At 55.2% G+C, this 18217-nt stretch carries 15 protein-coding genes; 9 read left to right on the top strand and 6 right to left on the bottom strand.

Annotated features, from left to right (window positions below):
* Nucleotides 1–15 precede the first annotated feature (15 nt).
* Nucleotides 16–1821, top strand: a complete 1806-nt coding sequence (locus TY09_RS13435) for a methyl-accepting chemotaxis protein (protein WP_042435362.1) — start codon at nt 16–18, stop codon at nt 1819–1821.
* 51 nt (nt 1822–1872) lie between these two features.
* On the opposite strand, the gene TY09_RS18645 is transcribed toward TY09_RS13435, so the two are convergent.
* The 6 genes from TY09_RS18645 to TY09_RS13460 form a co-directional block, all read right to left on the bottom strand.
* Complete coding sequence (locus TY09_RS18645) at nt 1873–2043, bottom strand: hypothetical protein (protein ID WP_009061005.1); 171 nt, start codon at nt 2041–2043, stop codon at nt 1873–1875.
* A 176-nt stretch (nt 2044–2219) separates the two neighbouring features.
* The gene (locus TY09_RS13440; RefSeq protein WP_042435364.1) at nt 2220–2564 is read right to left on the bottom strand and encodes a P-II family nitrogen regulator; all 345 of its coding nucleotides are present in this window, start codon (nt 2562–2564) and stop codon (nt 2220–2222) included.
* Between the two features lie 17 nt (nt 2565–2581).
* The gene (locus TY09_RS13445; protein WP_042435367.1) at nt 2582–4261 is read right to left on the bottom strand and encodes a DUF1538 domain-containing protein; all 1680 of its coding nucleotides are present in this window, start codon (nt 4259–4261) and stop codon (nt 2582–2584) included.
* A 281-nt stretch (nt 4262–4542) separates the two neighbouring features.
* Complete coding sequence (locus tag TY09_RS13450) at nt 4543–5595, bottom strand: lysylphosphatidylglycerol synthase transmembrane domain-containing protein (protein WP_042435369.1); 1053 nt, start codon at nt 5593–5595, stop codon at nt 4543–4545.
* Nucleotides 5596–6141: 546 nt separating this feature from the next.
* A complete protein-coding gene (locus TY09_RS13455; RefSeq protein ID WP_042435371.1) occupies nt 6142–8475 on the bottom strand; it encodes a heavy metal translocating P-type ATPase in 2334 nt (777 codons plus the stop codon).
* A 30-nt stretch (nt 8476–8505) separates the two neighbouring features.
* Nucleotides 8506–8874, bottom strand: a complete 369-nt coding sequence (locus tag TY09_RS13460; RefSeq protein ID WP_042435373.1) for an ArsR/SmtB family transcription factor — start codon at nt 8872–8874, stop codon at nt 8506–8508.
* 720 nt (nt 8875–9594) lie between these two features.
* On the opposite strand from TY09_RS13460, the gene TY09_RS13465 reads away from it, so the two are divergent.
* From TY09_RS13465 to rimO, 8 genes are all read left to right on the top strand, one after another.
* Nucleotides 9595–10968, top strand: a complete 1374-nt coding sequence (locus TY09_RS13465) for an FG-GAP repeat domain-containing protein (protein WP_035316501.1) — start codon at nt 9595–9597, stop codon at nt 10966–10968.
* A gap of 25 nt (nt 10969–10993) precedes the next feature.
* Nucleotides 10994–11698: a response regulator transcription factor gene (locus TY09_RS13470; RefSeq protein WP_009061035.1), complete on the top strand. Its 705-nt coding sequence runs from the start codon at nt 10994–10996 to the stop codon at nt 11696–11698.
* Between the two features lie 182 nt (nt 11699–11880).
* Nucleotides 11881–13350 carry a sensor histidine kinase gene (locus tag TY09_RS13475; RefSeq protein ID WP_042435375.1) on the top strand — a complete coding sequence of 490 codons (1470 nt, stop codon included), beginning with the start codon at nt 11881–11883 and terminating at the stop codon, nt 13348–13350.
* Nucleotides 13343–14296, top strand: coding sequence for a DUF1385 domain-containing protein (locus TY09_RS13480; RefSeq protein ID WP_042435378.1), 954 nt, complete (start codon nt 13343–13345; stop codon nt 14294–14296). Before TY09_RS13475 ends, TY09_RS13480 begins: the two co-directional genes overlap by 8 nt.
* The gene (prmC, locus tag TY09_RS13485) at nt 14293–15147 is read left to right on the top strand and encodes a peptide chain release factor N(5)-glutamine methyltransferase (protein WP_042435381.1); all 855 of its coding nucleotides are present in this window, start codon (nt 14293–14295) and stop codon (nt 15145–15147) included. The genes TY09_RS13480 and prmC overlap by 4 nt, the downstream gene beginning before the upstream one ends.
* Before the next feature lie 278 nt (nt 15148–15425).
* Entirely contained in the window at nt 15426–16574 is a 1149-nt protein-coding gene (gene recA / locus TY09_RS13490) for a recombinase RecA (protein WP_074432640.1), read from the top strand.
* A complete protein-coding gene (locus tag TY09_RS13495; protein ID WP_042435384.1) occupies nt 16574–17209 on the top strand; it encodes a regulatory protein RecX in 636 nt (211 codons plus the stop codon). The genes recA and TY09_RS13495 overlap by 1 nt, the downstream gene beginning before the upstream one ends.
* Nucleotides 17200–18217: 30S ribosomal protein S12 methylthiotransferase RimO (gene rimO, locus TY09_RS13500; protein ID WP_042435387.1), on the top strand; the 1018-nt coding region annotated here is incomplete at its 3' end. The genes TY09_RS13495 and rimO, both read left to right, overlap by 10 nt.

Below are 18217 nucleotides of genomic sequence, written 5' to 3' on the forward strand. Positions count from 1 at the left end.
GCGAGGCGATTCAATTTGAAAAAACAATTTTTCGGACAAAAAAGGACGATGCAGCTCAAGCACAGGATTGTGCGTTTTGTCGGTGTTCTGCTGCTTGAAATTGTCGTAGTACTGTCGGGGCTTTCCTTTTTCTTTTTAGACGGCGCGTTTGGCGCAGTAAACGATCAGCAGAAAGCCGCATTTGACAATCAGGCAAAAAATGCGGTGGAAACCGTCATCAGCGCTTTGCAGGCGAATGAAGAGCGGCAGAAGTCGGGGGAGATCACCGAACAGCAGGCCCGCCAGATTGCGGAAACGATCGTGCGCGACACCCGCTACAATAACGGGGATGGCTATTTATGGGCGGATGAAAAGAACGGCCTGTGCGCGGTACATATGAATAAGGAATATGAAGGTCAGATGCGCTACGATGTGCAGGATAAGCAGGGCAATTATTACATCCGCAATGTGATCGCGGCCGGTGACAAAGGCGGCGGCTTTACGGAGTTCTATTTTACAAAGCCCGGTCAGGACGGCATATTTAAAAAGAGAGCGTATACAGAGCTGTTTGAACCCTATGGGTGGTACATCAGCACAGGAAACTATTTTGACGATATTGAGACAAGCATGGCTCATAATCAGCAGGAGCAGCGCAGAGACGGAATCATTCTGGTCGTTGTCAGCGTGATTGTCGGTGCGTTGAACCTGGTCTTCATGCTGCGCTGGTCCGCAAAATTGACAAAGCCGATCGAATCGGTCACCGAGCGCCTGGTGCTGCTTTCGCAGGGGGATGTGCATACGCCGCCCGCAGAGCTTGTGGAGCTTCAGGATGAGACCGGACGGCTGACACGCGCCTGCAAAACGCTCATTGAAAACATGGCGGGCATGATCAGCGACGTGACGCAGCATCTGGAGCACATCTCCAAAGGGGATATGCGTGCGACGGTCAGATACGAATATTCAGGGGACTTTCAGCCGATCGGGGAGTCTGTGGCGCTGATTTACAGCTCGCTGAACGAGACGCTGCGGACCATCAGCCTTTCGGCGGAGCAGGTCAACGCCGGTGCGGATCAGGTTTCTTCCAGCGCCCAGTCGCTGGCGTCGGGCGCTTCCGAGCAGTCCAGTTCGGTGGAGCAGCTGGCGGATTCCGTTGAAAAAGTGGAAGCGGCCGCCAACCAGAATGCTGCCGGCGCGCAGGAGGTATCGGGTCAGGTAGACCTTGTTGCCGAGGATATGAACCGCACGAAAGAACAGATGGAGAAGCTGAATACGGCGATGGATCAGGTGAAGGAGACCTCTTCCAAAATCGGGGAAATCACGAGTCTGATCGAATCGATCGCCCAGCAGACGAATATTCTGGCCCTGAACGCTTCTATTGAAGCTGCCAGAGCCGGTGCGGCCGGCAAGGGCTTTGCCGTTGTCGCGGCAGAGGTCGGCTCGCTTGCCTCCAAAACGGCGCAGGCGGTAAAAGAAACTGGCGGCCTGATCACAAGTGCGATTTCGGCCATTTCGGAAGGCGCCAGACTGACGCAGACAGTTTCTGAAATGGTGGATGACAGTGTAGAGAAAACGAACGCCATTTCTGCGGCAGTCGGTGAAATTGAAAAAGCCTGCCTGGAGCAGGCCCAGGAGCTCTCCCGCATTACACAGGGGCTGGAGCAGATTTCGAGCGTGGTACAGTCCAACGCGGCGGCGGCGGAAGAAAGCTCCGCATCGAGTGAAGAACTTTCTTCGCAGGCCCAGCTGCTGTACCGCGAGCTGGATAAATTCCGTTTGGCTTCGGGCACAGGTCCGTCCGGTGCGGAGAGAACGGATTTTGGGTACGGCTTTGAGAATGAGTGAATGATAAAATAGCGTTTCCCCGGCAGGCATCAACTGCCGGGGAATTTGCTCTTACTTCGGCTCTCCCAAGTGTTTTCTTTCGGCTTGACGCACCAGGACGGAGAGCTGTTTCAGCTGTTTGTCCTGCTCCTCCATTTTGAGATACAGCAAAATTTGATTTTTTACAATGGTGTTTAGTGTGTGGTTGATGAGTCTTAGTTGCAAATTCACTTTCTGTTTCATGCGTAATCCCTTTCTCGCCGAATTTTACCCGGTTTTTCCAAGATGCTTTATTATTGTATCATGAAAAAAAGGGATGGAAAATCCATAAACTGACCCTTTCCCGGTAAAATTTTTGGGATGAAAGAAAAAAGATGCTGCTGTCCTCTTATTGAGGACAGCAGCATCTTTTTGGATTCTTATACGTTACGATCTTTATGATTTTTTTGAGAAGTAAGCCCTACGACCTGATCCACCGGTAAGGAAAACACGAACGCGTCTGCGTCTGTTCCGGAGCCGTGCGTTTTCATCACGGCCTGCATGATCCCCTTTCGCAGGGATTGCTGCGTCAGAATCAGAATCAGTTCTTTCTCAGGCTTTAGGGTCATTCCAAAAAAGGTTTCCAGATTTTCCAGTCCCGAACCGGTGGCATGCACCACCGTTCCGCCGGTTGCCCCGGTCTCTTTGGCGGCTTCCATGATTTCGGCGGAAAACCCCTGGTTTGCAATCACCAGTATCATACTATGCTCAAATGTTTGCTCCATGAGAACCTCCTAAACAGTCAAACGGTATCTTCTTCCGGCAGGGGGTCATGCTCTTTTTCGGCCTCTGGTTCCGGCTGCTCGCCGGCAGCCTCGTTCTGTTCGGGGAGGGCGCTTTCCTGTGTATCGGGAATCGCTTCCTCACTCGAATCGGCAGCCGCTTCATCTGGCTGAGGCTCCGTTTCCCCGCCGTCGATGTCGATATCGATGATCAGGGTATCCGAAGCATCGGTAACCTGCGGCTCCAGAGCGGCGGCCTGGCGGCTCTTGTACTGGAACAGAATACCGATTCCCTGAATCGTGATCAGGGGCAGCGTGGCGATCATCGCGATCATGCCGAACGCGTCGGTCATAATATTGCCGCCCAGCGCCTCGCATACTCCTACGCCAAACGGGAGCAGAAACGCCGCGGCCATTGTGCCGGCGGCCACTCCGCCGGAATCGAACGCGATCGCGGTAAATACCTTGGGGGTAAAACGCGTCTGCAGCAGCGCGATGGCGTAGCCTGGCAGCAGAAAATACCAGATGTCGATCTGATACATAATCCGGATCATCGAAAGGCATACCGCAAGGCTGACGCCGACGGAAAGCCCAATCTGCATGACACGCTGCGAAATCGCGCCGCTGGTGATATCCTCAACCTGTTTGTTCAGAACGTGTACTGCGGGCTCCGCCGCAACAATGAAAAATCCCAGCACGGCGGAAAGCGGAATCAAAACCCAGTTATGCGAAAACTTGGCGATGTGCCCGCCCAGAAAGCGGCCCACGGGCATAAAGCCGACGTTGACGCCGGTGAGAAAGACCGACAGGCCCAGTATGGTGTAGATAATACCCACGAATATTTTGATCAGTCTGGTGCGCGAGAGGCGCAGCCGAAGAATCTGCAGCAGAATAAAAATAGTCATGATCGGCAGCAGCACTTCAACGACCTCTGTGAGCGAAGCGACGAACTGTACGGCGTACAGCATCGGAATCTGAGAAAGACTGTCCAGCTCCGCCGGCGATTCAAACGCAAAGCCGGAAGAGGAGGCGTCGTAAAAAATGCCCATGATGAGCACGGCCAGAATCGGGCCAATAGAACAGAGCGCGCACAGGCCGAAGCTGTCTTCTTCACTGTTTTTTCCGGAAAGAACGGTGGAAACACCCATGCCGAGCGCCAGTATGAACGGTACGGTGATGGGGCCGGTGGTCACACCGCCGGAATCAAAGGCCACCGCCAGAAAATCGGGGGAGAAAATTCCCGCCACCAGAAAAACCAGCGCGTACGAGATGATAAACAGGTGCGCCAGGTTGATCTGGAACACGATGCGCAGCAGCGCCAGTACCAGAAAGAACCCCGCACCAAGCGCGACGGCTCCCACCAAAACATCATCGGGCACGGCAGGAACCTGCTTTGTCAGTACCTGCAAATCAGGCTCTGCGATCGTGACGACTACGCCGATCAAAAGTCCGCCTCCTGCGATCCAGCCAATCTTTTTGGAGCGCGTCAGCTCTGAGCCGATCGCCTCGCCCATAGGGATCATCGCCATGTCGGAGCCGAGGGTAAAGATACTCAGGCCGATGACCAGAAGCACCGCACCGGTCAGAAACAGAGCCACGGTGGTTAAGGGCAGTACAAATGAGAAGGCAAGAACAATGGCGCAGATGGGCAAAACAGACTGTGTAGATTCCTTCAATGAGTCAATTAAAGTGTCTCTCATTCCTTACTTCCTTTCGCATCTATATTAGACCGGGTCTTAACGGCCGCCGGCGAAAGAAAAGGGGTCGGCAGACCTGTGGTGAAAAAAGACCGATCCGGAATCTCTGAAAAATGGTTAGGTTACTTAACTAGTATAACATAGATTCCACAGTGAGAAAAGCCTTTCTTTCCCAGACTCCCTCAAAAAGGGCGGCGGGCCGGGGCGTGTGGGGGTAAAAAAATCCCCTGCCTGCCCGCAAAACGGAGAGAAACAGGGGATACGGCTTCGTTTTTTTCAGGCCGTTACATCCAGTTTTTTTTCGCGGCCACCCAGGTGGTCAGGTAGCCGAACACGATGCTGCTGTAATATGCGAGAATACGCCACAGAAGAATCGCGGGCCAGATTGCAGAGCCGAACATATCGTGGAAGAACAGGTAAAAACCGCCCTCCGCGCCGCCGGAGGAACCCGGCAGAGGAACGAACGCCGCGGCCATGGTAACGAAGGTATCCGCCGCCATCATGGTGTAAAAGGGTGCGCCGTGCAGGTTGAAGCTGCGGTGGATCAGATAGGGGATAATACTCGCACAGGTGATCTGCACCAGCGTCAGCAGGCCGGATTTTACATACAGCGCAGTGGAACGGCCCATCAGAGCGGCGCCATCGTGGAACGCATACAGCTGATTGCGGATTTTGCGATACAGGCGTTTTGGGTGCCGGCACCACTTCATGCGCAGCAGAACCATCATGAGAAAACGCAGCAGCTTCTGCGTCAGGCGGGTGTTGAACATCACGATCAGTATTACGCTGATAATCGTCATGTTGATGACCAGCGTCAGGATAATAACAAGGGCAATATTGTCCAGTACAGCCCGAAAATACGAAAATTCCGTCGCGATAAAAAACAGGCTGTAAACCATCATAACGATCTGGTAGATGAGAGATTTCAGGGCGATGACTGCGCTGGAGGCTCCGGCGCTCATGCCCATCCGGTCCATTGTGTAAATCTCCATCGGTTCGCCGGCAGAAAAGGGTGTCAGCGCGCTGTACAAAAAGCCGACCATTCCGACGGTGAAGGACTTACGAAAAGTCCAGGAGGGGTCCAGATGACGAGACAGCAGATACAGAACGTAGCCCTCAATCGCATAGCGGGCCAATATCGCGAGAAGAGCGATCTCCAGCCATCGCAGGCGGATGTTCTTCGAAATCTGCATCAATGTGTCCAGACCATCGGTCGTAAACAGAAAATAAAGAATGACGCCAATGGAAAGAATCAGCGTGATGGTGGTAAACCACTTTTTTTGCTTTTCTTTTTTGGGGTCATCGGTTTTGCTAAAATTGGAAGACGAGCTTTGCATCCTTCCATCCCCCTTTCCCGCTTGGTTTGGCCCTGGCGAACAGACGCCGCGGCGGCCTGGCAGGCGTTCAGTGGCAGTTTGCTTTTGCGGTCTTTCAGTCCAAAACATTCCTATTATATCATTAATTTCGACATAAGCCAATCAAAACCTGCCCGATTGGCAGAGGACCTTATGCCGTGGAGTTATTATATCACCCGTTTCAATGAGAATTCCCAAGGCGCTGTCGGGGATCAAACCTCATCGAGCCGATGATTCAATGTTCCCTCAGGCGTCGAAAGCTTTGCTTTCGTTCGCGCCGTGGGGTTATTATATCCTAATTATTACAGGAAATAAAGATTTTTTTCCTTTGGTCACGTTTGTGCGAAAGTTCCGCTCGAAAAAAAGGAAGCCGAAGACACCGGCTTCCTTTAGATCAACAATCGCTTTTATAATGAAAAATTCCTTTCCCCGAAGAAGATGGGGGAAAGGAATCAAAATCAATTTGAGTTTTTCAGAAGTAGGATTGCTATTTGATTGAAATCGGAATCCGCGGCAAACGGCGCGGATTTATTTTGTTTTCAGGGCACGCATGGCGTTCAGGACGGCGATCAGCGCAACGCCGACGTCGCCGAATACGGCGGCCCACATGGTGGCGATTCCGGCGGCGGCCAGAATCAGGATAACGGCCTTGATACCCAGCGCGAACCAGATGTTCTGCCAGACGATGCGGCGCGTCTTTTTCGCGATTCTCACCGCGGCGGGCAGCTTCGACAGCTCGTCGGTCATCAGGACGATGTCTGCGGCTTCGATTGCGGCGTCGGAGCCGATGCCGCCCATGGCGATGCCGATATCAGCGCGGGCCAGCACGGGAGCATCGTTAATGCCGTCGCCGACGAAGGCCAGCTTTCCGCCGGGGGATTTCTGATTGTCTAAAAGCTCCACGCGTTCCACTTTCTGGTCGGGCAGAAGCTCGGAGTAGACGGTGTCGATACCGATGGTTTTGGCGACGCTTTCGGCCACAGCCCGGCTGTCGCCGGTCAGCATGGCGACAGTGTGTACTCCTGCCTGCCGAAGCGCTTCCACAGCCTTTCGGCTGTCGGGCTTGATTTCGTCAGAGATCACCAGGCAGCCGGCGTATTCGCCGTCCACCGCCAGGTAGACCAGGGAGCCTGGGGCGGAAACGGGCTCAAACCGAATGTTTTCCGATTCCATCAGGCGGCTGTTTCCCGCCAGGACGGTTTTTCCGTCGATGACGGCGCGGATGCCGTGCCCGGCAATTTCGGTGTGCTCCATTGCCTGACCTTCGTCAACGGGCTGGCCGTACGCCCTTACGATCGATTGGGCGATAGGGTGGGTGGAAACACTTTCTGCCAGCGCGGCATAGCGCAGCAGCTCCGCTTTTTCCATTTTCTCGGGCAGGATTTCCGTCACGGTAAAGCTGCCTTTGGTCAAGGTGCCGGTTTTATCAAATACGACTGTATCAAGACCGTTCAGTGCTTCCAGATAGTTGCTGCCCTTAATCAGGATTCCCTGGCGCGACGCGGCGCCGATTCCGCCGAAGAAGCTCAGAGGGATCGAAATCACGAGCGCGCAGGGGCAGGATACCACCAGAAACGCCAGCGCACGGTAAATCCAGGAGTGAAACTCCGCACCGGGGATCACCAGCGGAGGAATCACCGCCAAAGCCACAGCGGCAAATACGACGGCCGGGGTGTAATAACGGGCAAACTTGGTAATAAAGTTTTCGGTAGGGGCCTTTTTGCCGCTGGCATTCTGTACCAGCTCCAGAATCCGGGAGGCGGTGGAGTCTCCAAACTCCTTCTGCACCTGAACGGTCAAAAGACCGCTCTGGTTGATAGAGCCGGAGAGAACCTCGCTGCCGGGCTGTACATCCCTCGGCAGGGATTCTCCCGTTAGAGCGGAGGTATCTAGGGATGAGATGCCCTGCACCACAACGCCGTCCAGCGGGATTTTTTCGCCGGTCTTGACCAGAATCAGGTCGCCGATGCCTACCTCTTCGGGCGAAACGCGGCGTACCTCGTCGCCCAGCTTCAGATTGGCGAAATCGGGGCGAATGTCCATCAGTGCCTTGATCGAGCTGCGCGAGCGGTTGACCGCCATATCCTGAAACAGCTCCCCGACACGATAAAACAGCATGACGGCTACGCCCTCCGGGAATTCCCCGATGGCGAACGCGCCGATGGTCGCAATTGACATTAAGAAGTTTTCATCAAAAATCTGGCCGCGCCGAATGTTGCGCAGGGCAATGAGAAGAATCTCGCCGCCGATCAGAAGGTAAGCGGCCAGAAAGAGAAGAAACGACGGGAGCTCCGCCATTGGGATCGCCATCGCCGCCGCAAACAGCACTACGCCGACCGCAAGCAGAATACGGGAAATACGTTTCCTGCTCTCGTCTTCATCCTCGCCGGTTTCCTCCTCACGGAAAGAGACCGTAACGTCCGGTTCTATCTCGCCGATGATGCGCACGGCCTCGCGGGTCAGTACCGGCAGTTTCTCCCGGTCACTGGCTTTCAGCATCACGCGCTGTGCGGCGAAGCTCACCTGCGCTTCCCGGATTCCGTCCAGCTTTTGAATTTCGCGTTCGATTTTTGCCGCGCAGTCTGCGCAGTCCAACCCTTTCAGGTATAAAATCCGTTCGCCTGCCTGTGCGGCCCGGCGTTCGGTCAATCGGATATCCGGCTCATGGCTCTGTGCAATTTCCTGCATCCTGCCGGTAAGCTCGGGAAAACGGTTTTCATCTAAAAGTTCTACCCGCAGCGTTTTTGAAACAAAATCGAGCGAAGCTTTCGAAATACCGTCCAGCTTGCCGACCTCGTGTTCAATTTCCGCCGCGCAGTGGGCGCATCCCAGGTTCTCCACGACAAATTCCTTGGCGGCCATCGATTCATTCCCACCCTTCTATTTATGTGATTATTTCTCTTTGATGTGGCTCAGGCCTAGACTCAAAATGCCCTCTATGTGCTCGTCATCCAGCGAATAGTAGATCACCTTGCCCGCTCGGCGGGATTTTACCAGCCGGGCCTGCTTGAGCACGCGTAGCTGATGCGAAATTGCCGACTGCGAAATTTCCAGCAGCTCCGCAATGTCGCAGACGCAAAGCTCGGTCGAAAGCAGGGCGCATACGATTTTTACCCTTGTGGAATCCGCAAAAATGCGGAAGAAATCCGCCAGATCAAACAGATGGTCCTCGCGGGGCATCTGTTCCTTTGCCTTTTGAATCGATTCGGGGTGAATCCCCGCGATTTCGCACTGTTCGAGTTCTTCTATTTTGTCAGCCATCATCAATTTCTCCTTTGATCATATGAACATATGAATAACTGTTCATATGTATTATATGCAGAACCCGCGAAAAAGTCAATCATGAATTGTATTCAATTGAAAACTTTTTTCCATAGTTGGTTTGCGCTGCCAATATGAGAAAGGGGACTGTTTTTTTCATTGGGGTCATGATATAATATTTATAATTTTGCAAGTTCGGGTATTGTCTTTTAAGCTGCAGCCAACTCTGGGTTTAGATACTGCCGTTTTCTGTGCATCATATTTAAGAAGGATTTTTTCTTTGCGCTGTACGGTAAGGCTTCTGCTGGCGCAGGGTTTGCCTCTTATGTCGGGGCAGGCACTTACTTTCTTTGTGAAAAGAAAGTAAGCAAAGATTCGCCAAAGGACACCTTTGGAATCCGTTTGGGGAACAAGCCCTGACTGCGCCGACAAAAGCTACTGGAAAGGCGCTCCAAAGAAATGCCCACTCTCCGGGTTTTGCCGGTAAATTAAGTTTTGTTGTCCCGTCTGTCGGCGGGCATTTTCAGAGCGCTCTCGTTGGCTCGCAGTTTTTGGGTGCGGCTTCGCCGCAGGTTTCTGTTGACACGAGAGGTAAACTGACAAAAAGGATTCTCTCTGTGGTGGAGCCGCGCAGAAAAAACGATTTTGAAAAACGGATTTCTATCCATATAATAAAAATATAGGCTCAGCCTGTGCAAGGGGAAAGGACGTGAAAAGGACATGAGGAAACAGATGATCGCCGCAGTGCTGGCCTTGGCCGTGCTGTGCTCCGGCTGCTCCTCGGTCAGCCTGGACCCTCAGACTCTGATGCGTCCGCCGCGCGCTACCGGCAACAAAGAACAGATTCACAAGGTGCTGGAGAAAAAAACGAACAATCAGCTAAAGCTGAGCTACCCGAGCCGCGGGGATTACCGCTCGGCTATTTTAATGTGGGATTTAACCGGCGATGGATCGGAGGATGCCATAGCGCTGTATCAGAATCCCGACCAGAAGGGCGGCCTGACCATTTCCTTTATCCGCGGCGGGTCCGAAACCTGGGCGGAGGTCGGCTCTTTCAATAATCCTGCCACTCAGGTGGATAAGGTGTGCTTTGGCGATGTGAACCGTGATGGTGTGGATGATGTGATCGTCGGCTGGGGCAATGTTTTAAATCAGACTTCTTCGGTCAGCATTTACTCTTACCATGACGGAAAGATGACGGAGCTTTCTTATAATCAGCCTTATAATGAAATGGAAGTGCGCGATTTCGACGGGGATACCTACGACGAAATCTTTACGGCCTCCGTTTCCACGGCGGAGCAGCCGGCCATTGCGCGCCTACTGCGCGTGACGGATAATATGGTGGAAACCATCGGTTCGGCACATCTGGATATCGGCGTGACAAAATACGCGGCGGTCACGGCGGGAATGATCAATTCCTCGCAGTACGGCATTGTGCTCGACGGGGTAAAGGCCGGCGGCAATTATGTGACAGAGGTGCTGTTCTGGGATTCCAAGAAAAAGCTGCTGCAATCTCCCTTCCTGGATTCGGGCACGCAGACGGCCAACTACACGCAGCGCAGTACGAGCGTGACCTCGCGCGACATCAATGGCGACACGCTGATCGAAATCCCGATTGTCAACCCGCTGCCGGGGTATTCGTCGCCCCTGCCGGATGAAGCGTGCGCCGTGACGAACTGGTACCGGTACGACAGCGTAAACAATATATTGCAGCCGGTGATGAGTATGGTCATCAACCAGAAGAGCGGCTATTGGTTTTTGATTCCGGAGATGTGGCGCGGCAAAGTCAAGGTCACCGTCAAGGTAGACCGGGAGGCGCGCTCCCTGACCTTCTACAAATGGCTTCCAGCGACCGGGGCCGCCGCCAATACAGCAAACAATGCCGCCGCGGGCGCGGTGAGTACGGGCCTGCTCAAGCTGCAGGAATTCACCGAGCAGGAATGGAACGCCGGGGTGGTCACGAAGGGCTTTTATAAGCTGAAGGAGAAAAATGGGATTGTTTATGCGGCTTCCATCCTTCAGCCGGATGACCCGATGGCCCTGAACATCAACGATATTACGAACAGCTTCCGGCTGATCGCATCGCAGGAATAAAACAGGCAGAGGAGGAACCTGACGAATGAAGAGGATATTGGTTGCGGAGGATGAACAGACCATTCGCGAGTTTGTAGTGATCAATCTCAAGCGCGCGGGCTACGAGGTGACCGAGGCGGAAAACGGGGATCAGGCTCTTGAGCTGTACGAGCGGGAAAACGGCATGTTTGACGTTGCCATTCTCGATATTATGATGCCCGGGCAGCACGACGGCCTCGCGGTCTGCCGCGAGCTGCGCCAGAAAAGCGGTTCGATCGGCATTATCTTGCTCACTGCCAAAACGCAGGAGATGGATAAGGTGAGCGGCCTGATGATGGGTGCGGACGACTACGTGACAAAGCCGTTTTCCCCCAGCGAGCTGGTGGCCCGCGTGGATGCGGTGTACCGGCGGGTGGCCTTGGCGGAAATGCGCACCGGCAACAACTTCCGCGAAGAAATCCGTTCCGGCATTTTCTCGCTGAACCTGCGTAACCGCGCACTGATGAAGGAGAATGTTCCCATCGAGCTGACGCAGGTGGAATTCCAGATCATGGAGTATTTCTTTTCGAATCCGGGCAAGGCGCTCGACCGATCCGACATCCTCAAGCACGTATGGGGAGATGCCTATTACGGAGAAGAAAAGATCGTGGACGTGAATATTCGTCGTCTGCGGATGAAAATAGAGGATGAACCGTCCAACCCCAAGCATATCGTGACCGTTTGGGGACTGGGCTATAAATGGGAAGCTTAAAAATCTGTTTCACAGCCTGAAAGGTACAAAACAGATTCTGAGCTGCCTGTAACAGTAAATTCATTGTAAAACAGGATTCATCAGCACAGAAGTATCTTCCCCCGCCATAGGCGGGGGAAGATACTCACCACTATTTTAAATTGTATGGTTATAAAATGACAGCGCGAAAGGAGGGCGGAGAAATGAAGATATGGGGCATTACCCGGCGCTGGATTCTGAACAGCCTGGGCATTATCCTGCTTGTCCTTGCCGCACTGATTCTCTGCCTTTCGCTGGTCGTGCAGGGCTATGTGTACAACGGCATTCAACAGACCATCAACGGGCGCTCGAGCGAGCTGACCAACGTGTTTGCCGGTTATGACAATAAGACGGCGTCGGAGTTTTCCAGCGCGGCGCGCGCTTATGTGGAAAACTCGCCCAGCAAGCAGATGATGGAGATGATGGTGCTGAGCACTTCGGGCCGAATCCTCGTCACTTCCACGGGCTTCCCGCCCGATCAGGACCAGACGATGCCGGACGTTCAGATGGCGCAGGCAAGCAAGGATGGCTACGGAACCTGGCAGGGCCGCCTTTCCTCTGGTGAAAAGGTGATGGCCGTTACACGCGAGATCCGCAGTCAGACCGGTTCGCCCCTTGGCAGCATCCGCTATATCGTCTCTCTGGAAGAAGCCGACCGGCAGATTCTCACCATCGTGGGCGGGCTTTTGATCATGGGCTTTCTCGTCATCCTGTTTGTGGTGTTTTCCAGCTCTTACTTTATCAAGTCGATCGTCGACCCGATCAAGCTGATCAGTGCGACGGCCAAGCGGATCGCCCAGGGCGACTTTGACGCCCGTATTCAGAACCGCCAGAAAGACGAGATCGGCGAGCTGTGTGAGACCATCAACAAAATGGCCGTAGAGCTTGGCACGGCGGAAAAAATGAAGAACGACTTTATCTCTTCGGTGTCGCACGAGCTGCGCACGCCGCTCACGGCCATCAAGGGCTGGGCGGAAACGCTGCAGGGCATGGACGAGACCGAGCGTGAAACGTATGAAAAGGGCATGGGCGTCATTATTCGTGAATCGGAGCGGCTTTCGGGAATTGTGGAGGAGCTTCTGGATTTCTCTCGCATGCAGAATGGCCGCATGACGCTGATGATGGACAAAATCGATATTCTGGCGGAGCTTGGCGAGGCGGTGTATATGTTTACCGACCGTGCGCAGGCAGAGGGCAAGTTCCTGGTATATGAGGAACCGCCCCTTCTGCCTCCGGTTCTGGGCGACATCAACCGCCTGCGGCAGGTATTTGTCAATATCATTGACAACGCCTTGAAATATACCAAAGAAGGGGATACCGTCACCGTTACCGCGGAAGAAGCAAACGGAAAAATCCGGGTGGTGATCAGCGATACGGGCTGCGGCATCTCTGCAAAAGACCTACCCAACGTGAAAAAGAAGTTTTATAAAGCAAACCAGACGGTGCGGGGCTCCGGAATCGGACTGGCCCTGGCGGACGAGATCATGCGCCTGCATGACGGCCGCCTGGAGCTGGAAAGCCAGGAGGGAGTCGGAACCGTCGTGACCATCACGATACCAACACTCAGGCAGTCCGCGCCGGAGGCAAGGCCGGCGCCTGCGACGGAAGAAAGGAATTCCGAACAAAATGGCTAGAGAAAAAACAAAAATGATCACAAGCATCGGCGGGCAGGCCGTGATGGAGGGCGTAATGATGCAGGGCCCGCACAAGACCGCGTTGGCTGTGCGCATGCCCGACAACACCGTTTCCACCGAAGAGATTGCAGTCAGTCGCCTACGGAACCGTTACAGCCTGCTGCGCCTGCCGATTCTGCGCGGTGTGGCCGGATTTATCGACGCGCTTTCCGTCGGGTACAAGGCGCTGAGTATTTCGGCGGAAAAATCAGGGCTGGAGGATGACGAGCAGCCCTCTAAATTCGACCAGTGGATGCAGCGTGTTTTTGGCGACAAGCTGATGAACGCGATCATGACGGTCAGCGCCATTCTCGGTGTGCTGATCGCCGTGGGGCTGTTCTTCTGGCTGCCTACCTGGCTGTTCAACATGGGCAAGACCTACCTGTGGGGCCCTGGTTTTGCCGAGTGGCGCACCGTGTTCGAGGGCTTTTTGAAAATTGCGATCTTTATCGCCTACATTGCGTTCTGCGCCAGCCTGCCGGATATTAAACGCGTGTTTCAATACCACGGGGCCGAACATAAAACGATTTTCTGCTACGAGAATGAAGAAGAGCTGACGGTGGAGAATGTCCGGGGGCATCAGCGCTTTCATCCGCGCTGCGGCACCAGCTTTATGGTGATTATGCTGCTGCTCGGCATCGTTGCCGGGTACTTTATCCCGTTTACCAATCCCTTTGTCCGTACTGTGGCAAAGCTTTTGTGCGTGCCGCTTCTCATGGGGATCGGTTACGAGCTGATCCGCATCTGCGGCAAATACGACAATCTGTTTACCCGCATTATTTCCGCGCCGGGCATGTGGATGCAGCGCCTGACGACCAAAGAACCGGATGATTCGATGATCGAGGTGGCGATCAGCGCCATGAAAGAAGTCATTCCGGAAAACGGAGAGGACCGAGTTGTAAGATGACCTTTCAGCAGGCCTATCAGCAGGGCAGAAACCTGCTGCAGCGCGCGGGGGTAGAAAGCCCCGCTTTCGATACGATCTGCCTGTTCCGGCGGGCCTTCGGCATGGATCGCCAGGGCCTTTTGCTGCGGGGGGAGGAAGAGGCTCCGCCCATGCAGGCCAAGGAATTTTTTTGTACCATTGAAGAACGGCGTTCCCGTCGCCCCTTGCAGTATATTCTGGGGGAATGGGATTTTTTCGGGATGCGTCTTGCCGTAGGGGAGGGAGTACTGATTCCGCGCGAGGAAACGGAGCTGCTGGTCTACACGGCCGCGGAGCTGCTCGGCGGCCACCCTGCGCCGCTGGTGGCGGATTTGTGTGCCGGTACGGGCGCCGTGGGTCTGGGGCTTTCCCGCCTGCGCGGCGACGCCCGGGTGGCCTGTTTGGAATGGTATGAGCAGGCGTTCTCTTATTTGCAGAAGAATCTGGGTCGCTACGGTGACGGCCGGGTTTCTGCGGTACAGGTCGATATCACACAGGCGGATGCCGCACCGGAGCTCTGGAACCTCAATGCCGTGATCTCGAACCCGCCCTATATTCAAGCCTCGGAGCTTCCGCTGCTGCAAAAAGAGGTGCAGGCTGAGCCGGCCACCGCGCTCGACGGCGGCAGCGACGGTCTCGACTTTTACCGGGCGATCGCACAGGTGTGGCTGCCGCGTTTAAAACCCGGCGGAATTGCCGCTGTTGAGATTGGGGAAACGCAGGCAGAGCAGGTCTCCGCGCTGTTTCGCGGCGTGGGCCTTGCACGGATTCAGGTTCATCAGGATTTTAACGGGTTCGACCGCGTGGTTTCCGGTGTGTACCGCGGCGAGTAAGCCTTTGCAGGGCTTATTTGGCGGCAGAGGCACGAAACATTCGTTCGATTTTTTCGCCGAATCCATTGATTTTGCGTTCGGAATACAGTATAATGAAACCAGGTTTTCCCCGGCGGTAGACGGCGTATGCCGTTCACGCAGAGCATGGTGCTCAAAGCCGGGGAGTGAGTTGCTGCGGGTTCGCGCCTGTTTAAGGTCCTGTTCAATAAAAGGGCCGTAGGGCGGCGCATTTATTTAGCGGATCGGTGATTACAATTTTGGAGCGGAGGAGTTTTTCCATGGCAGTGGATAAAAGCAAGGCGCTGGATACGGCGCTGGCGCAAATTGAAAAGCAGTTTGGCAAGGGCGCCGTTATGCGCCTGGGACAAAATCAGGCAATGCAGGTGGAAGCAATCTCCACCGGTTCTTTTTCTCTGGATATGGCGCTGGGAATCGGCGGCCTGCCCAGAGGGCGTATTGTAGAGGTGTACGGGCCGGAATCCTCCGGTAAAACGACGCTCGCGCTGCACTGCATCGCGCAGGGGCAGAAAAACGGCGGCTATGCCGCGTTTATCGACGTAGAGCATGCGCTCGACCCGGTGTATGCCCGCGCGCTCGGCGTGGATGTGGACGCGCTCCTCGTTTCTCAGCCCGATACCGGCGAGCAGGCGCTCGAAATCACCGAGGCGCTCGTGCGCTCCGGCGCGATCGATGTGATCGTTGTGGACTCGGTCGCGGCGCTCGTTCCGCGTGCGGAAATCGAGGGCGACATGGGCGATTCCCACGTCGGCCTGCAGGCCCGGCTGATGTCGCAGGCGCTGCGCAAGCTGGCGGGCGCGATTTCCAAATCGAACTGCGTCGCCATTTTTATCAACCAGCTGCGTGAAAAGGTAGGCGTCATCTACGGCAGCCCGGAAGTAACGCCCGGCGGCCGTGCCCTGAAGTTTTACGCTTCCGTGCGAATCGACATCCGCAAGACCGAAACGCTGAAAAACGGCACCGAGCAGATCGGCTCGCGCACGCGCGCCAAGGTGGTCAAAAATAAAATCGCGCCTCCGTTCCGTGAGGCCGAGTTCGACGTCATGTACGGTCAGGGCATTTCCCGCGAGGGCGAGATTCTCGATCTTGCGGCCAAGCTCGACATTGTGCAGAAGAGCGGCGCATGGTTCTCTTACGGTGAAACCCGCTTGGGCCAGGGCCGCGATAACTCCAAGGAGTTTTTGAAGGGCAATCCTGAACTCATGGCAGAAATCGAGCAGAAGCTGCGCGAAAATGCCGACCGTCTGCCCTCGAAGGCTTCCGGTTCGCCCAAAAAGCCTGCGGCTCCTTCCGCACCGTCCGAAGCGGCCAAGCCGGTCGAAATTGAGCAGGCGGCCCCGCCGGCAAAGCCCGCGGCATCCGGCAGAGCATCCTCCAAAGCGAACATCGATATTCTGGTGGATGACTGATGCTGATCACAGCGATCCGGCCCCATCGAAAGGGGCTTTCCCTGCTGGTGATGGACGGCGAACCGGCCATGGAGCTGGATTCCGGCGTTCTTTACCGGGAGGGGATTCGCGTGGGGGCGGAACTTTCCGACGAGGAGCTCTACCGTCTTTGTCAGCAGTCTTATGAGGTGCGCGCCAGAGAGAAGGCGTTGTACCTGCTGGAGCACAGGGCCCATTTCAAAAGAGAACTGGAAGAGAAGCTGCGCCGTGATTTTCCGGCTGAAGCGGCCAAATTGGCCGCGGACCGCATGGAAGAGCTGGGGCTTCTCGATGACGCCGCCTGCGGGCGGCAGCTGGCCGCGGAGCTGCTGGGGCGAAAGGGCTTTTCGTCGTCGCGCGCGCGGCTGGAGCTGTGCCGTAAAGGGGTAGACCCTGCCTTGGCAGAGGAGATCGTCGAGGAGCTGGCCCCGCCGCCGGAGGAAAAAATCCGGCAGCTACTAGAAAAGAAATACCCCCTTGCCGCAAGGGATGAAAAACAGCGGCGCAGAGCGGTGAACGCTCTGCAAAGGATGGGGTACCGCCTGCCGGAGATTCGGCAGGCGCTGCGCTGTCTGGATGAAACCATAGAATTGGATGAGGAGCAAATATGGCAATAACAGTGGGAATGGTCAGCCTGGGCTGCGCAAAAAACCGGGTAGACGGAGAAATGATGATGGCGACCCTGAAAAACGAGGGCTTCTGTCTGGTGAACGACGCGGCGCTGGCCGACGTTGCGATCGTGAATACCTGCGGATTTATCGACGACGCAAAACAGGAATCGATCGACGAAATCCTCGAGCTGGCCAAGCTCAAGCAGGAGGGACAGATTCGCGCCATTGTCGTCACGGGCTGTATGGCGGAGCGCTACCGTGAAGAAATCCGCAAGGAACTGCCCGAAGCGGACGCGGTGGTCGGCATCGGCGCCAACACCGAGATTGCCGATATCATCCGCCAAACGCTCGAAGGGCAGAACCCCGAATCCTTTCCGCCAAAGAACCGCCTGCCTCTGTATGGCGAGCGCGTTCACTCCACACCCAGCTATTTTTCCTACATCAAGGTGGCGGAGGGCTGCGACAGCCGCTGCGCCTACTGTGCCATTCCCATGATCCGCGGACGCTACCGCAGCCGCCCGATGGAAAGCATTGTGGAGGAGGCGAAAGGCCTTGCGGCGGACGGCACGAAAGAACTGATCCTGATCGCGCAGGATACCAGCCGTTATGGCGAAGACCTTTACGGCCGCCTGATGCTGCCGGCGCTGCTCGACCAACTCTGTGAAATCGACGGTTTGCGCTGGATTCGTCTGTTATACTGTTATCCGGATTACATTACCGATGAACTGCTGGACACAATGGCCCGGCAGGAAAAGGTCGTCAAGTATATTGATCTGCCGCTTCAGCACGTGTCGGGCCGGATGCTCAAATCCATGTACCGCGGCGGCGACCGGCAGTCCATTACGGCGCTGCTGCATAAAATCCGCGAAAAAGTGCCGGGCATTACGCTGCGCACTACGCTGATCACCGGCTTCCCCGGTGAAACGGAAGAGGATTTCACGGAGCTTTCCGAGTTTGTCAAAGAAATCCGGTTTCACCGCATGGGATGTTTTGCTTATTCGCGCGAGGAAGGCA

This window comes from Faecalispora jeddahensis, from assembly GCF_000577335.1.
Lineage (GTDB): Bacteria > Bacillota > Clostridia > Oscillospirales > Acutalibacteraceae > Faecalispora > Faecalispora jeddahensis.

Bases quoted from the DNA above. Each gene is read 5' to 3' on its own strand.
- TY09_RS13450 (WP_042435369.1), bottom strand. From the start codon at position 5,595: ATGCAAAGCTCGTCTTCCAATTTTAGCAAAACCGATGACCCCAAAAAA.
- recA (WP_074432640.1), top strand. From the start codon at position 15,426: ATGGCAGTGGATAAAAGCAAGGCGCTGGATACGGCGCTGGCGCAAATT.
- TY09_RS13480 (WP_042435378.1), top strand. From the start codon at position 13,343: ATGGCTAGAGAAAAAACAAAAATGATCACAAGCATCGGCGGGCAGGCC.
- prmC (WP_042435381.1), top strand. From the start codon at position 14,293: ATGACCTTTCAGCAGGCCTATCAGCAGGGCAGAAACCTGCTGCAGCGC.
- TY09_RS13475 (WP_042435375.1), top strand. From the start codon at position 11,881: ATGAAGATATGGGGCATTACCCGGCGCTGGATTCTGAACAGCCTGGGC.
- TY09_RS13455 (WP_042435371.1), bottom strand. From the start codon at position 8,475: ATGGCCGCCAAGGAATTTGTCGTGGAGAACCTGGGATGCGCCCACTGC.
- TY09_RS13460 (WP_042435373.1), bottom strand. From the start codon at position 8,874: ATGGCTGACAAAATAGAAGAACTCGAACAGTGCGAAATCGCGGGGATT.
- TY09_RS18645 (WP_009061005.1), bottom strand. From the start codon at position 2,043: ATGAAACAGAAAGTGAATTTGCAACTAAGACTCATCAACCACACACTA.
- TY09_RS13440 (WP_042435364.1), bottom strand. From the start codon at position 2,564: ATGGAGCAAACATTTGAGCATAGTATGATACTGGTGATTGCAAACCAG.
- TY09_RS13465 (WP_035316501.1), top strand. From the start codon at position 9,595: ATGAGGAAACAGATGATCGCCGCAGTGCTGGCCTTGGCCGTGCTGTGC.
- TY09_RS13470 (WP_009061035.1), top strand. From the start codon at position 10,994: ATGAAGAGGATATTGGTTGCGGAGGATGAACAGACCATTCGCGAGTTT.
- TY09_RS13495 (WP_042435384.1), top strand. From the start codon at position 16,574: ATGCTGATCACAGCGATCCGGCCCCATCGAAAGGGGCTTTCCCTGCTG.
- TY09_RS13445 (WP_042435367.1), bottom strand. From the start codon at position 4,261: ATGAGAGACACTTTAATTGACTCATTGAAGGAATCTACACAGTCTGTT.